Below are 13,308 nucleotides of genomic sequence, written 5' to 3'. Positions count from 1 at the left end.
CCGGTGAAGGTCACCGTCCCGGACGGGGTGCCGCTGCCGGGCGCCACCACCGTGACAGTGGCGCACACCGTCACCGGCTCACCGCACACCGACGGGACCGGATCCACCGACACCGAAGTGGTGCTGCCCGCCTGACCGACCGTCACGTCTAAGGTGGCGGTCGCGCTCACGTAGCACTCGTCGCCGTCGTAGGTGACGGTGACCGTGCCGGTCGTCAGCGCGGTCGTGGTCACGCACGCGGTGCCGTCCGCGTCCAGCGCCACGGTCTCGTCCAGCCCGGCCCCGGTGAAGGTCGCCGTTCCGGACGGGGTGCCGCTGCCGGGTGCCACCGCCGTGACGGTCGCGCACACGGTCACCGGCTCGCCGCACACCGACGCGGCGGGAACGGCCGAAGCGGTGACCGAGACGGGCGCCTGGTCGACGACGTGGAGCAGCAGAGGGGAGTTCGACGCGTCGAAGGCCGCGTCGCCGGTGTAGAAGACGGCTGCCTGGTGGGTGCCGACGGCCAGATCGCTGATGCTGATCTGCGCCTGCCCGTTCTGGTCCACGGGGACGGTCTGCACCGGACCGTCGTCGCTGATGATGAAGGACACCGCTCCGGTGGGGGTCCCCGCGGCCGGCGGAACGGGTGTGACCTGTGCGGTGAAGGTCACCGTCTCACCGCAGAGCGAGGGTTCGGGGTCGACGGTCAGGGTGGTGGTGGTTTCCGCGAGGGTTACCTGCTGGGCGTCCACGCCCACGGACGAGTCGTACTCGGCGTCGCCCGAGTAATTGGCCTCCACCCCGTGGAGGCCGACCTGGAGGTCGCTGGTCGTGTACTGGGCCTGGCCGCCCGGGTCGAGCGGCACGGTCGTGACGGGCACGCCGTCGACGACGAAGTCGACGCTGCCGGTCGGGACGGGGCCACCGGAGAGTTCCGGCTGGACGGTGGCGGTGAAGGTGACCTGCTGGCCGAAGACGGACGGATCCGGCGCCGATGTCACGGTGGTGGTCGAACTGGCCACGGTGTGGCTCCTTTCGAATGACCCACGGGAGCAGGCGATTCCGGCGAGAACCCTTGTCCACACGGGGTCGAGCGCCTCACCTGCAGATATCAGCAGTAGGCATTCCGACTCGGACATTGGGCTAGATGGGCGAATGGAATACCACCCGTTCGGCGCAGCGCACTCGGGGCACGGGAGGCGATAAACCCCGATCGCGCGGCGCCATGGCGCGCTTTCCCCGTCCCGTCGTTCCTCAGGAATGAAAAAGAGGGGATTTCCCGGGTTTCTCCCCGAGCGCACTGCCGGGGCGCATTCTCGGCGCGGGCCCGGCCCAGCGGCCTTCCCATGCGCTCACGGGACAGAAAAAAGGATTCCGCACCGAGATGGGAGGCGATGCTCCTCAGCGGTCATCCGAAATTCCGGTCGTGGCACGGCACGCCTCGATCCTCGGCGCACCGGTTGTCCGGTGCGCCGAGGATCGAGGCGTGCCGTGGAGGCGGTCCTACCGGCGGACCGCGGTGACGGAACCGCCTCCGCCCGCCCTCTTGTTCGCGGCGTCGGCCTCCCGCCGCGTGGGGTATTCGCGCGTGACCCCGCCGGGGAGAACCAGCCGGTAGACGATCGTGGACCGGTCGGTGCGTCCGCAGTTGCATGCCATGGTCTTGCTCCTTCCGTCCGGCTTCCGTCCGACCGCTTCGACAGCCGGCCGAAGGGGAGAACCGGGGAGCTTACGGAGCGGAACCGGGCCCCCGACTCTCGCCCTTTCCCCTTTTATCCCCGGGACCGACACACCGACACGCGCCACGCGTTAATCACATTTATAAACGGAGGTGATGACGTGGATTCCCGCAACGCGACCGTCAGTCGAGCCAGTTGGCGGCCAGCCCTGTGAGGTAGGAAAGAGTCAGCACGGTGGCGCCCGCCTGGAACCAGGTTTCCTCACCGACCCAGTGGGCGAGCGGGGTGACGGCGCTCGCGACCCAGATGCTGACGCACCATCCGCAGGTGACCAGGTACGCCGGGTGGGACTCGTCACCGAAACGATCGGCGACCCGGGAGCGGAATCCGGCGGCGAGGACGTCCTTCGTGATGAATCGCGTGACGCGACAGACCGTACCGAGCGACAGGAGAAAGACCAGCGCACTCATGGAATTCATCGTAGGGTTCCCGGTCCTCGCGCCTACCGTGTTTCCCCGAATCCGGCCGAAGGGCCGGATTCGGGGAACACCCGGACCGCCGGAGGCGATCCGAGGTCTCTCCTCGTCGGCCGGGCCGTACGCCGCCGGTACGCACTCAGTCCACCGGCGCGGTCGTCCGCAGGCCCGGCGGCGGAGCGGCGGCCGCCTTCCCCCCGGCGGTGAGCGGGACTTCCGCCCACACCGTCTTGCCCACCTCCCGCTCGTCGACGCCCCACGTCCTCGCGAGCACGGCGACCAGCACCAGGCCCCGGCCGCCCTCCGCGTCCGGGTCCGTCACGATCCGCAGCCGCCGGTCACCCCGCGCGTCGCTCACCTCGACGCGGAGGGTGTCCTCGGGGAGGAGCAGCAGCCGGAGTTCGAAGTCCCGGCCCGGCACCCGCCCGTGGGTGACGGCGTTCGCCGCCAGCTCCGCGACGACGTGCTGCGCGGTGCCGTTGGCGTCCCCGCCGTGCGGGTGTCCCCAGGCGTCGAGCTGCTGCGCCGTCAGCCGCCTGGCCAGCCGGGCGCCCCGCGGCGTGGAGCTGAAACGGAGGGTCAGTTCCCCGAGGGGGTGGAGATCTGGGTGGAGATTTCGGAGTTCACGTCACTGAGCGTGGCCCGTTGTCCCTCCCCTGGCCAGGGGCGACTCCGCGACTCTCCGTAGCCGTACGACTGCGACGAGGTGCGCGTACGGGGTGTCGGAGCGCCCATGGGCACGCGCGAAGGCGGTGGGGCGACATGCAGGAAGAACGCGAGCGGAGGCCGGAGACACCGGCGGAGTCCGACGGGACGACGGGACTGTTCACGGCGCTCGGCAAGATGCTGAAGCTGTTCCGGGAGCGGAAAGGGTTGACCCAGAAGGAGTTCGGCGTGCTCGTCGGTTACGGGCCGGACGCCATCTCTTCGATGGAACGAGGCGTACGAATCATCCGGCCAGAGGTACTGGAGAAGGCCGATGAACTGCTGGACGCCGGAGGGGTGTTCACACAGGTGGCCCCAGAGGTCCGCGAGGCGATGAGCAGGGCCCGGACACGACACCCCGAGTGGTATCGAGGGTATGCAGCGCTGGAGGCGGAAGCTGTCGAGTTGCACCAGTACTCCAACCACGCGGTGCACGGGCTCCTGCAGACCGAAGCTCACGCATGCTCAGTCTTTGCCAAGCGCCGCCCCTTCCTCAGCGAGGAGACAATCGAGCAGCGGGTCGCCGACCGGCTGTCCCGCCAACAAGTGTTCGCGCGGTGGCCTGCGCCCGTCGTGAGCTACGTGATCGAGGAAGTGGTACTCGACCGTCCGATCGGCGGACGAGACGTCCACACAGAGCAGTTGCGCCACCTCCTGAGCGTCAGCAGGATGCGGAACGTCGAAATTCAGGTGATGCCGACTCGAGTCCAGGAACACCCGAACATGGACGGTGCGTTCAACTTGCTGACGCCCAAGAAACACCCGCAGGTGGCCTACACAGAAGTCCAGGGATATCCGCGGCTGATCACTGACCCTGAAGAGGTACGGAAGATCACCGACCGCTATGGGATCATGCGGGCGATGGCTCTCCCACCCGAGGAGACCCGCACGTTGATCGCAAAGAAGCTGGAGGAGCTATGAACAGCGAGAACCTCATGTGGTTCAAGTCCAGCTACAGCGACGGCGAAGGCGGGGACTGCGTTGAAACCGCCTACACCTGGCGCAAGTCGACCTACAGCGGCGGTGAAGGCGGCGAATGCCTCGAAGCCGCCGTCTGTCCCACCGCCGTCCACGTCCGCGACTCCAAGAACCCCGGCGGCCCCGCCCTGGCCCTCTCCCCCGCCGCCTGGGCCCGCTTCCTGCCCTACGGCAGCGGGCCCTCGTCCAGCACCGGTGGAGCGGCCAGCGCGGCCTCGTAGGCGTCGCGGGGGAACTCGTACGGTCCCATCGCCAGTTCCCCCCACTGCTCGCGGTACGGCTGGCGGAAGAACGACCAGGTCACCGTCGCGGGGGTGACGGTGACCTTCGCCATGAGAGGCCAGCAGTCCCAGACGCCGCAGGAGCAGCCGAGGAGCGGCACGGTGTCCCCTGCCGTGCGGAAGTGGTCCTCGAACTCCGTCACGGCCAGGCCGTCGTGCTGGGTCCGGACCTGTTCCGCGGTCTCCCTCTCGTCCTCGACCTCGTCGTCGAACTCCCCCGCCAGTTCGGCCCGCCACAGCGGGTGGGTGGCCTCCCCGACGAGTGTGCGCAGGTCCGTCCCGTCGACGCGGACGCCCCACACCAGGCCGTCCGGGTGGGCCGGGCTGTCGGCCGACGGATGGTGGAAGAACTCGATGGCGTTCACGACCGGCATCCTCCCCGGCCGTGATGTCCCGCCGCGAACCGTTTACTGCCGGTACAGGCCTTCCACCGCGTCGGCGAAGTCCCGCAGGACCGCCTCGCGGCGCAGTTTCATCGAGGGGGTGAGGTGGCCCCCCGCCTCGGTGAAGTCGCGGGGCAGGACGGCGAAGCGACGGATCGACTCGGGGCGGGAGACCAGCTTGTTGGCCTCGTCGACCGCGCGCTGCAGGACGGCGTGCAACTCATCGTCGTCGAGGAGGAGTTCGGCCGGGACCGGATGCTTGCCGTTCATCTGGCGCCAGTGGGTCAGGCCGGCGGGGTCCAGGGTGAGCAGGGCGGAGACGTAGGGGCGGCCGTCGCCGAGGACCAGGGCCTGGGAGATCAGGGGGTGCGAGCGCAGCCAGTTCTCCAGCGGGGCGGGGGCGACGCTCTTGCCGCCGGAGGTGATGATCAGCTCCTTCTTGCGGCCGGTGATGGTGAGGTAGCCCTCGTCGTCGAGTTCGCCGAGGTCGCCGGTGGCCAGCCAGCCGTCGGGGGCGGCGGGGACGACTCCGCCGGCCGCCGGGTCCCAGTAGCCGCGCAGGACGTGGTCGCCGGCGATGAGTATCTCGCCGTCGGCCGCTATCCGGATCTTCGTGCCGGGCAGCGGCCAGCCGACGGTGCCGAGGCGGGGCTTCATCGGCGGGGTGACCGTGGAGGCGCCGGTCGTCTCGGTGAGGCCGTAGCCCTCGTAGATCTCGATGCCCGCGCCGGTGTAGAAGGCGGCGAGGCGGCGGCCCAGCGGGGAGCCGCCGCAGATGGCGTGCCGGACCCGGCCGCCCATCGCGTTGCGGATGCGGCGGTAGACCAGCGGGTCGTAGAGGGCGCGGGCCGCGCGCAGGGCCGCGCCGGGTCCGCTTCCGCCCGCGTTGTGGGCCTCGACGGCCTCGCCGTAGCGGACGGCCGTGTTCACGGCGCGGTCGAAGGTGGAGACCCGGCCGCCCGCCTCCGCCTTCGCGCGGGCCGTGTTGTAGATCTTCTCCAGCATGTACGGGATGGCGAGCAGGCAGGTGGGTCTGAACGCGGCCAGGTCCGGGAGGAGTTCGTCGGCCTTGAGGCTCGGGGCGTGGCCGAGGCGGACGCGGGCGCGGACGCAGGCGATGGCGACCATCCGGCCGAAGACGTGCGACATCGGGAGGAAGAGGAGGACGGAGAGGTCGTCGGTGGAGGACTTGAAGACCGGGTAGAGCAGCTCGATCGCGTTGTCGACCTCGGCGAAGAAGTTGCCGTGGGTGAGCGCGCAGCCCTTGGGGCGGCCGGTGGTGCCCGAGGTGTAGATGAGGGTGGCGAGGGTGTCGGGGACCAGCATGCCCCGGCGGACGTCGACCTCGGCCTCCGGGACGTGCTGCTCGCCCAGTTCGGCGAGGCGGTCCACGTGGCCCTTCTCGATGATCCAGATGTGGTGCAGGTCGGGCAGTCGGTCGCGTTCGGGGCCGATGGCCGCCGCCTGCCCGACCGTCTCGGTGACGAGGGCGACCGCGCCGGAGTCCTGGAGGATCCACCGGGTCTGGAAGACGGAGGAGGTCGGGTAGACGGGGACGGTGACCAGTCCGGCCGCCCAGGCGGCGAAGTCGAGCAGCGTCCACTCGTACGTCGTCCGGGCCATGATGGCGATCCGGTCGCCCGGCATCAGCCCTTCCCCGATCAACCCCTTGGCCACGGCGAGGACTTCGGCGGCGAACTGCCGTGCCGTCACGTCCGACCACCGGCCCTCGGCGTCCCTGCGGCTGAGGACCACCGTGTCGGGGGCCGCCCCCGCGTTGTCGAACGGCAGCTCGGCGAGCGAGCCGTGCGTCATGGGGCGCGCGAACACCGGCATCGCCGCCTCCCGCACGACGCCGTCCAGCCTGCGGGTCTCGGGTTCCACGAGGGCGGGGGGAGCGTCGTAGCCGGCGAAGGCCGGGGTGGAGGACGAGTACGGGGTGGACACGGGCGGCTCCCTGGGCGTGCAGCGACCGGACTGCTTGCTGCATGAGGTACGTGCCTCGCGCGTCGAGGCGTTCAACCGGGACGGACCCGCAGAAAGGGGGGTCGCTCCCGGGTCGGGAAGGGGATCGTACGGGGCTGACGTGTGGGGCTCGTGCGGGTTCGGGGGTGTTCGTGGGCCGGGGCTGTGCAACCTCCAGGGGCAGGTGAGTGACCCTCAGGTTCGTTGGTGAGGGGCGCGGGTGCGGGCGGCCGACGGGGTTGCCGACCCTTTTACCGGCGGTAACCTTACTTCAGGGTAAGGATGTGGACACAGGTGGTCGAGGGGGCAGGAAAGATGGATGTGACCGACCGGAACGCGCGTCCCGCCGACGGGAGGCGGACACCGTGACCACCCCGGCGCTCTCCGCTCCCCCGGCCCTCGGCCCGCTCCTCGCCCGCGGCGCGCTGCTGTCGCCCTTCAAGCGGCCCCGCCCCGGCGTCGTCTTCTCCGGCGGCCGGCTCACCCTGCCCCGGCTGCGCGTCGACCTGGCCCGGCTGGCCGCCTACGAGCGGGTGTGCGGCTTCCCGACCGGCGACGACGCCCTGCCGATCACCTACCCGCACGTCCTGGGCTTCCCCCTGGCCATGCGGATCATGAGCGGCCGTGCCTTCCCCCTCCCGCTGCTCGGCCTCGTCCACACGTCGGTCTCCCTCACCCGCCACCGGCCCCTCCCGGCCACGGGGACGTACGAACTCCTCGTCCATGTCGACCGGTTGGCCCCGCACCGGCGCGGCACGGAGGCGGTCGTCGTCACCGAGCTGCACCAGGACGGGGAACGGGTGTGGGAGTCGGAGAGCGCCTACCTCGCCCGGCACCGGACGCCGGGGCAGGAGGCCGGGCAGGCCCCGCCGGGCGTGGAGGGGAGGAAGGACGGGGAGGGCGCGGAGGGCCCCCTGCCGGTGGTGGACGAGTGGCGGCTCGGCGCCGATGCCGGACGGCGCTACGGAGCCGTCTCCGGGGACCGCAACCCCATCCACCTCTCCCCGCTCACCGCCCGCCTCCTCGGCTTCCCCCGCGCCATCGCCCACGGCATGTGGACCGCGGCCCGCTGCCTCGCCGCCCACGGCACCCCGGACGCCGCACGCGTCCACGCCGACTTCCGCGCCCCCGTCCTGCTGCCGGGCACGGTGGCCTTCGCGGCGGACGGACGGCGGTTCGAGCTGCGCGGGGCGGGCGAGGAGGGGCGCGTGCACGTGCGGGGACGGGTGGAGCCGGTGGCACCGGCCGGCTGAGCGTCCGGCGTTCAGGACTCCGCCGTCCAGGACTGCGGCGTTCAGAGCTCCGGCGTTCAGAGCTCCGGCGTTCAGGACTCCGGCGTTCAGGACTCCGGCGGGGACCAGGGGCGGCCGGTCATCAGGTTGCCCAGGCCCGCCCAGGCGAAGTTCATCAGGGTGGCCGCCGCCTGGCGGGGGGTGACCGACTCGGTGGTGTTGGCCCAGGTGGCCAGGGACTCGGCGGCGCCCACCAGGGCCTCGGCCAGGCCCGCCACCTCCCGTTCGGGCAGGTCCGGGTCGCGGTGCGCCTCGCGGGCGGCGACCGCGATCAGCTGGGTCACGAACGCCACGATGTCCGCGCGCATCGCCGTGACCTCGGCGGCGAACGTCTCGCCGTGGGTGCGGGCCTGGATGTGCAGGACCGACCAGGCGTGCGGATGGCGACCGGTGTGCGCGAAGAACGCCAGCAGGCCGTCCCAGAGCTGGCGGTCGGCCGTCAGCCCCGTGTCCACCCCCGCGCGCACCGCCTCGACGAGCGCCGTGGCCTCGCGCCGGATGCACGCGGTGAACAGGTCTTCCTTGGAGTTCAGGTACAGATAGACCAACGGCTTGGACACACCCGCCAGTTCGGCGATCTCGTCCATCGAGGCGACCATGTACCCGCGTCGCCCGAAGGTCTCCACGGCGGCGTCCAGCATCTGCTGCTCACGGACCGCACGCGGCATCCGCTTGGTCTTCACGGCACCCATGGGAGGAAGAGTAGTGGGGCCGGAGAGGGGCGGTCAGCGCTTGGCGCCGGCCTGGAAGGTACGGCGCGCCCACAGGTAGCCGACCAGGGCGAGCGCCGCGCACCAGGCGAGTCCCACGGCCGCGCTGGAGCCGATCGCGGTGCCGAGCCACAGGCCGCGCAGGGTCTCGATGACCGGCGTGAACGGCTGGTACTCGGCGAACCAGCGCAGACCGTCCGGCATGGACCCGGTCGGCACGATGGCGCTGCCCACGAACGGCAGGAAGGTCAGCGGCATCGGGATGTTGCTGGCGGTCTCCGGGTTCCTGGCGACCAGGCCGATGCCCGCGGAGAGCCAGGTGAGCCCGACCGTGAGCAGGGTGAGCAGGCCGAGGGCGGCGGCCCACTCCACGGGCGTGGCGTCGGGGCGGAAGCCCATCAGCAGGGCGGCCCCGATGACGAGCGCGACGCTGGTCATCGTCTGGATCACGCCCGCGACGACGTGGCCGGTCAGGAAAGAGGCCCGGGAGACCGGCATCGTGCGGAAGCGGTTGACGATGCCCTCGGTCTTGTCGACGCACACGCTGATCGCGGTGGTCAGGGCGCCGGAGGTGGCGGCCATGAGGATGATGCCGGGCGCGACGTAGTCGATGTAGTCGCCGCCGCCGGTGGGCAGGCCGCTGATGCCGGCGCCCAGGGCGTTGCCGAAGACGTAGGTGAACAGCAGCAGCATCATGAGCGGCATGATGACGACGGTGAGCGTCAGGGACGGGTAGCGCAGGGCCTTCTTGAGGTTGCGCCGCAGCATGGTCCTGGAGTCCCGGGCGGCGTAGGACACGGTGGCCATCAGACGTTCTCCCTCGGTGATACGGCGGTGTCGGCGGGGCGGGCGGTGTCGGCGGCAGGGTCGGCGGGGCGGGGCCGGCCGGTGAGGGTCAGGAAGACGTCGTCGAGGTCGGGGGTGTGCACGGTGAGCGACTCGGCCCGGACCGCGGTGGACTCCAGGGTGTCGAGGACGGCCCGCAGGTCGGGGACGGAGCCGTCGCTGGGGATCTGGAGGGTGAGGGAGTCCTCGTCGCGCGTACCGACGCCGAAGGCGGCCGCGGCGGCGTCCAGGCCCCGGACGTCGGCGAAGCGCACCCGGACGTGCCCGCCGGGGATGCGCCGCTTCAGCTCGTCGGGGGTGCCCTCGGCGATCAGCCGGCCGTGGTCCAGCACGGCGATCCGGTCGGCGAGCTGGTCGGCCTCCTCGAGGTACTGGGTGGTCAGGAAGATGGTCACGCCATCGTCGGCGACGAGGCCGCGGATGATCTCCCACATGGTGCGCCGGCTGCGCGGGTCGAGTCCGGTGGTGGGCTCGTCGAGGAAGATGATCCGCGGCCTGCCGACCAGGGTCATCGCCAGGTCCAGCTTGCGCCGCATGCCGCCGGAGAAGGTGACGGCCGTCTTGTCCGCCACCTCGGACAGGTCGAAGCGGCGCAGCAGGTCGGCGGCCCGCCGCCTGCCCTCGCGCCGGTCCAGGTGGTGCAGGTCCGCCATGAGGAGCAGGTTCTCCTCGGCGGTCAGCAGGTTGTCGACCGCCGAGAACTGGCCGGTGACGCCGATCACGGTGCGCACCGCGTCGGCGTCCCGGGTCAGGTGGCGGCCCGCGACGCGGGCCTCGCCCGCGTCGGCGTCGATGAGCGTGGAGAGGATCTCCACCGTGGTGGTCTTGCCGGCGCCGTTGGGCCCGAGCAGCGCGAAGACGGTGCCTTCGGCGATGCTCAGGTCGATGCCGTCGAGCACGAGCTTCTCGCCGTAGGACTTGCGCAGTCCGGTGGCGGTGATCGCCGGCGCCGTCCCGTTCACGGCGGTCGGCGCGGGCGTCTGGGTGGAGGTCATACCGCTTCCCTTTCCGGGGTGGGGAGTTGGGGGTGCGCGGGGTCAGGCGCGGCGGACGAGGATGTCGCCGGCGCCGGTGCGGGCGTGCACCTCGACGGTCTCGTCGGAGTTCCCGGGGCCGTCGGCGGAGCCGAGCGCGTTGCGCACGGTGCCGAACTTGGTGGTCACGTCGAGCCAGGCGGCGGTGCCCTCGTGGATGCCGACCTCGACGTCGCCGACGGAGGTGCGCAGGTCGATACGGCCGCGGGTCACGTCGCCGACGCGGATGCGGCCGTTGGAGGAGACCGCCTCGACGCCGGCGTGGGCGACGCCGATCTCGATGCGGCCGTTGGCGCACTTGGCGTCGACGGTGCCGTGCGCGACGGCGACGGAGATGTCGCCGTTGGCCGTGCCGGCCTTCAGGGCGCCGGTCACCTCGCCGATCCCGGTCGCGCCGTTGCCGTTCTTGACGGTCGCCGCGCCGGCGACCGTGCCGACCTCGATCCGGCCCGCGCCGACGACCTCGACGTCCCCGCTCGCGCGGGTCAGGCGGATGTCGCCGAGGTCGGTCCTCAGGCCGGCGTCGGCCACGTCGTCGGCCTGGAGGTCGCCGAGCGAGGTCTTGAGCGTGACGTCCCCGAGGCGGCCTTCGCAGAAGAAGCCGCCCATGGCCGTGGTGCCCCGGACGTCCGATCCGGCGGGCAGTTCGATGCTCACCTCGACGGCGCCCGGCTTGCCGAACAGGGACCGCTTCTTCGGGGTCCTGACCGTCAGGCGACCGCCCGAGCAGGTGACCTCGGTCTGCTGCACGGCGCGTACGTCGTTGTCGTCGGAGCCGTTGCGCGGCAGCACCTCCACGACCGTGTCGGTGCGCTTGCCCGCGGTGATGCGGGCGGTGCCGACCTCCAGCTCGAGGATGACGGAGATCGGTTCGGGGGTCTCGAAAGCAGGCATGGCTGTCCCGTCCTCTTGGCTCGGTTGGATGTTCCCGCCGGTGAGGCGGGTGATGGGTGACGTCGACGGATCGGCGATCCGCCGGTGAAGGGGGGTGGCGCGGCGTGGCCGGCGCGGGCCGGCCGGCTTTAGCGGACCCAGCCGGTGAAGCCCCGGCCGCCCGACTCCTTGCCGCGGCCCGGCAGGCTCGCGCGCCCGCCGCCGTCCAGCGCGGTGGACACGGCCCGCACCAGCCAGGCGTTGACCGACAGGCCCTCCGCCGCCGCGGCGTCCTCGGCGCGGGCCTTGAGGTGGGCGGGGAGGCGGAAGTTGATCCGCGCCATGGCACCGTCGTCGGTGTCCGCGGGCGGCGGGGCGGGCGCGGCCGGGGCCGCGAGCGGTTCCCGCACCTCGCCGAACGGCTCGGCGGCGGGCGGTGCCGTCACCACGAACTCCGGGTCGAGTCCGCGCAGTCGCACGTCGACCGAGCCCGGCGCCAGCTCCCGCGTGACCTCGCCCATGGCGGCGGACAGCGCGTTGAGGAGGGTCAGGCGGGCGGCGGACTCCAGGGGGGCGGTGAGCCGCTCGGCGAGGGCGCGGGCGTCGTCGCCGCCGGCGTTCGCGGCGACGGCCAGCTCGTGCCGGAGGTTGTCGACGTAGGGGGTGAGGTCCATGACGCCATCATGGCACATAAATGGCGCCATGGATGGAACGAATTGGCGCCTCTTTGGCGCGAGCGGCGCTGAGCTGCTGTTTCTCGTGAAAATTGGCACCCCCGGACGCCACTTCCGCACGCCGGGAGACCGATGACGGTCCGCCGTGGCGCCACAATGGCACCACTCGGGCCACACGTCTGGCGCCACCGCGGGGGGGTACAGGACGGCCGCAGAGGTGCGTGACACGCACGGGCACATGCGAACGGGCCGCGGTCCCGGCCTCAGCCGTTCACCGCAGCCCGCACAGTCCTGCCCGTCGGGAACCGACCCCTACGAGGGCTGGCCCTGGGCGCGGGGGGAGTCGACCGCCTCGTCCTCCTGGGAGCGGCTGGACTCCAGGCCCGCCTTCATCCGGTCCACCCGGCGCACCACCGTCTCCGAGGCGCGGTCGCGCTCCTTGCGCAGCAGGACGAAGCTGATCGGCGCGGACAGCACCAGCGCGAGCAGCACGATCCACATGCCGTTGGAGTCGCCCAGTCCACGCGGGAAGACGCCGAGGTAGACGAGTCCCCAGACGGCCGCGAAGCAGCCTGCGAAGACACCGAGGCGCATCAGCGTGTAGCGGAGCATCTCAACCCACTCTTCCGTCTCTGGGCCCCCGCTGGGGGAGGTGAAAAGGTCCCGAAGGTCCCATCCGGCACCGTCCAGTGAAGCACGCCCGGCTTCCGGTCCCGCAGCGGGGGCGGGCCGGGGGCCGTCAGCCCAGCGGGAGCAGCATCGTGACGTCGTCCCGGTCGTCGCCCGGCGCCACCCTGATCGCGCCCGGCACGCGGCCGACCTCCTTGTAGCCGCAGGACGCGTAGAAGCGCTCCAGGCCGAGGCCGCCCCGGCAGGTGAGCCGTATCGCGTCCACGCCCTCGAAGGTGCGGGCCGCGTCGGCGGCGGCGGCGAGCAGCTCGCGGCCGTACCCCTTGCCCTGGTGGCGGGGGTGCACCATCACCGTGTAGAGCCACAGCCAGTGGGTCATCAGGCGGTGCGTGTTGAAGGTGAGGAACGCGGTCGCCGCCACGTCGCCCGCCTCGTCCCGTCCGACGAGGAGGCGGGTGCGGCCCTCGGCCATCTGCACGAGGTGGCGGACCAGTTCCGGGCGGACGAGTTCCCGCGTCACGGGCGGTACGAAACCCACCGCCCCGCCCGCGTTGGAGACGTCCGTCCAGAGGTCCAGGAGGCCGTCGCGCAGGTCGGGGGTGATGGCGGGGTCGAGGGTGAAGGTAAGGGACACGGGTGAATGTTAATCCTTACCTTCGGGAGGGGCGCGTGCGGGTTCGCGGGCCGGTGCCGCCCCGTCAGACGCGCATCGGCTGGGGGGAGTCCCTGCGGGCGGGGTCCGGGGCGTCGTACTCGCGGATGATCTCGTAGCGGGTGTTGCGCTCCACCGGGCGGAAGCC

At 71.6% G+C, this 13,308-nt stretch carries 16 protein-coding genes; 3 read left to right on the top strand and 13 right to left on the bottom strand.

Going from position 1 to position 13,308, the window contains the following annotated elements; translation table 11 throughout:
- The 4 genes from AB0N31_RS35570 to AB0N31_RS35555 form a co-directional block, all read right to left on the bottom strand.
- Positions 1 to 1,004 (bottom strand): Ig-like domain-containing protein (locus AB0N31_RS35570; protein ID WP_366062670.1); only part of this gene is annotated, 1,004 nt, incomplete at its 3' end.
- 481 nt (positions 1,005 to 1,485) lie between these two features.
- On the bottom strand, positions 1,486 to 1,641 hold the full coding sequence (locus tag AB0N31_RS35565; protein WP_366062669.1) for a hypothetical protein: 156 nt from the start codon (positions 1,639 to 1,641) through the stop codon (positions 1,486 to 1,488).
- Between the two features lie 202 nt (positions 1,642 to 1,843).
- Positions 1,844 to 2,131: a hypothetical protein gene (locus tag AB0N31_RS35560; RefSeq protein ID WP_366062668.1), complete on the bottom strand. Its 288-nt coding sequence runs from the start codon at positions 2,129 to 2,131 to the stop codon at positions 1,844 to 1,846.
- A 145-nt stretch (positions 2,132 to 2,276) separates the two neighbouring features.
- A complete protein-coding gene (locus AB0N31_RS35555) occupies positions 2,277 to 2,669 on the bottom strand; it encodes an ATP-binding protein (protein ID WP_366062671.1) in 393 nt (130 codons plus the stop codon).
- Between the two features lie 230 nt (positions 2,670 to 2,899).
- On the opposite strand from AB0N31_RS35555, the gene AB0N31_RS35550 reads away from it, so the two are divergent.
- Positions 2,900 to 3,763, top strand: a complete 864-nt coding sequence (locus AB0N31_RS35550; protein WP_366062667.1) for a helix-turn-helix transcriptional regulator — start codon at positions 2,900 to 2,902, stop codon at positions 3,761 to 3,763.
- Positions 3,760 to 4,041 carry a DUF397 domain-containing protein gene (locus AB0N31_RS35545; RefSeq protein ID WP_366062666.1) on the top strand — a complete coding sequence of 94 codons (282 nt, stop codon included), beginning with the start codon at positions 3,760 to 3,762 and terminating at the stop codon, positions 4,039 to 4,041. Before AB0N31_RS35550 ends, AB0N31_RS35545 begins: the two co-directional genes overlap by 4 nt.
- Here the strand turns inward: AB0N31_RS35545 and AB0N31_RS35540 are convergent.
- Together AB0N31_RS35540 and AB0N31_RS35535 are read right to left on the bottom strand one after the other, a co-directional pair.
- Positions 3,987 to 4,475, bottom strand: a complete 489-nt coding sequence (locus AB0N31_RS35540; RefSeq protein ID WP_366062665.1) for a hypothetical protein — start codon at positions 4,473 to 4,475, stop codon at positions 3,987 to 3,989. The genes AB0N31_RS35545 and AB0N31_RS35540 overlap by 55 nt on opposite strands.
- A 33-nt stretch (positions 4,476 to 4,508) precedes the next feature.
- Positions 4,509 to 6,431: an AMP-dependent synthetase/ligase gene (locus AB0N31_RS35535; RefSeq protein ID WP_366062664.1), complete on the bottom strand. Its 1,923-nt coding sequence runs from the start codon at positions 6,429 to 6,431 to the stop codon at positions 4,509 to 4,511.
- A 383-nt stretch (positions 6,432 to 6,814) separates the two neighbouring features.
- Here AB0N31_RS35535 and AB0N31_RS35530 point away from each other — a divergent pair, with 383 nt between their 5' ends.
- Positions 6,815 to 7,702: a MaoC/PaaZ C-terminal domain-containing protein gene (locus AB0N31_RS35530; protein WP_366062663.1), complete on the top strand. Its 888-nt coding sequence runs from the start codon at positions 6,815 to 6,817 to the stop codon at positions 7,700 to 7,702.
- An 86-nt stretch (positions 7,703 to 7,788) separates the two neighbouring features.
- Here the strand turns inward: AB0N31_RS35530 and AB0N31_RS35525 are convergent, their stop codons facing one another.
- From AB0N31_RS35525 to AB0N31_RS35495, 7 genes are all read right to left on the bottom strand, one after another.
- A complete protein-coding gene (locus AB0N31_RS35525; RefSeq protein ID WP_366062662.1) occupies positions 7,789 to 8,433 on the bottom strand; it encodes a TetR/AcrR family transcriptional regulator in 645 nt (214 codons plus the stop codon).
- A gap of 33 nt (positions 8,434 to 8,466) precedes the next feature.
- Positions 8,467 to 9,258 carry an ABC transporter permease gene (locus tag AB0N31_RS35520; protein WP_366062661.1) on the bottom strand — a complete coding sequence of 264 codons (792 nt, stop codon included), beginning with the start codon at positions 9,256 to 9,258 and terminating at the stop codon, positions 8,467 to 8,469.
- Entirely contained in the window at positions 9,258 to 10,292 is a 1,035-nt protein-coding gene (locus AB0N31_RS35515) for an ATP-binding cassette domain-containing protein (RefSeq protein ID WP_366062660.1), read from the bottom strand. Before AB0N31_RS35515 ends, AB0N31_RS35520 begins: the two co-directional genes overlap by 1 nt.
- A gap of 42 nt (positions 10,293 to 10,334) precedes the next feature.
- Entirely contained in the window at positions 10,335 to 11,225 is an 891-nt protein-coding gene (locus tag AB0N31_RS35510) for a DUF4097 family beta strand repeat-containing protein (protein ID WP_366062658.1), read from the bottom strand.
- Between the two features lie 128 nt (positions 11,226 to 11,353).
- Complete coding sequence (locus AB0N31_RS35505; protein ID WP_366062657.1) at positions 11,354 to 11,878, bottom strand: toxin-antitoxin system HicB family antitoxin; 525 nt, start codon at positions 11,876 to 11,878, stop codon at positions 11,354 to 11,356.
- A gap of 312 nt (positions 11,879 to 12,190) precedes the next feature.
- Positions 12,191 to 12,490 (bottom strand): DUF4229 domain-containing protein, encoded by a 300-nt coding sequence (locus tag AB0N31_RS35500; RefSeq protein WP_366062656.1) that lies wholly within the window; start codon positions 12,488 to 12,490, stop codon positions 12,191 to 12,193.
- Between the two features lie 127 nt (positions 12,491 to 12,617).
- Positions 12,618 to 13,142, bottom strand: a complete 525-nt coding sequence (locus tag AB0N31_RS35495; RefSeq protein WP_366062655.1) for a GNAT family N-acetyltransferase — start codon at positions 13,140 to 13,142, stop codon at positions 12,618 to 12,620.
- Between the last annotated feature and the right edge of the window lie 166 nt (positions 13,143 to 13,308).

Origin of the sequence: Streptomyces sp. NPDC051051, assembly GCF_040682975.1 — a bacterium.
In the GTDB taxonomy this organism is placed as follows: domain Bacteria; phylum Actinomycetota; class Actinomycetes; order Streptomycetales; family Streptomycetaceae; genus Streptomyces.
Note: the sequence above shows the minus strand (reverse complement) of the source record. Positions and strands in the feature narration are given on the sequence as shown.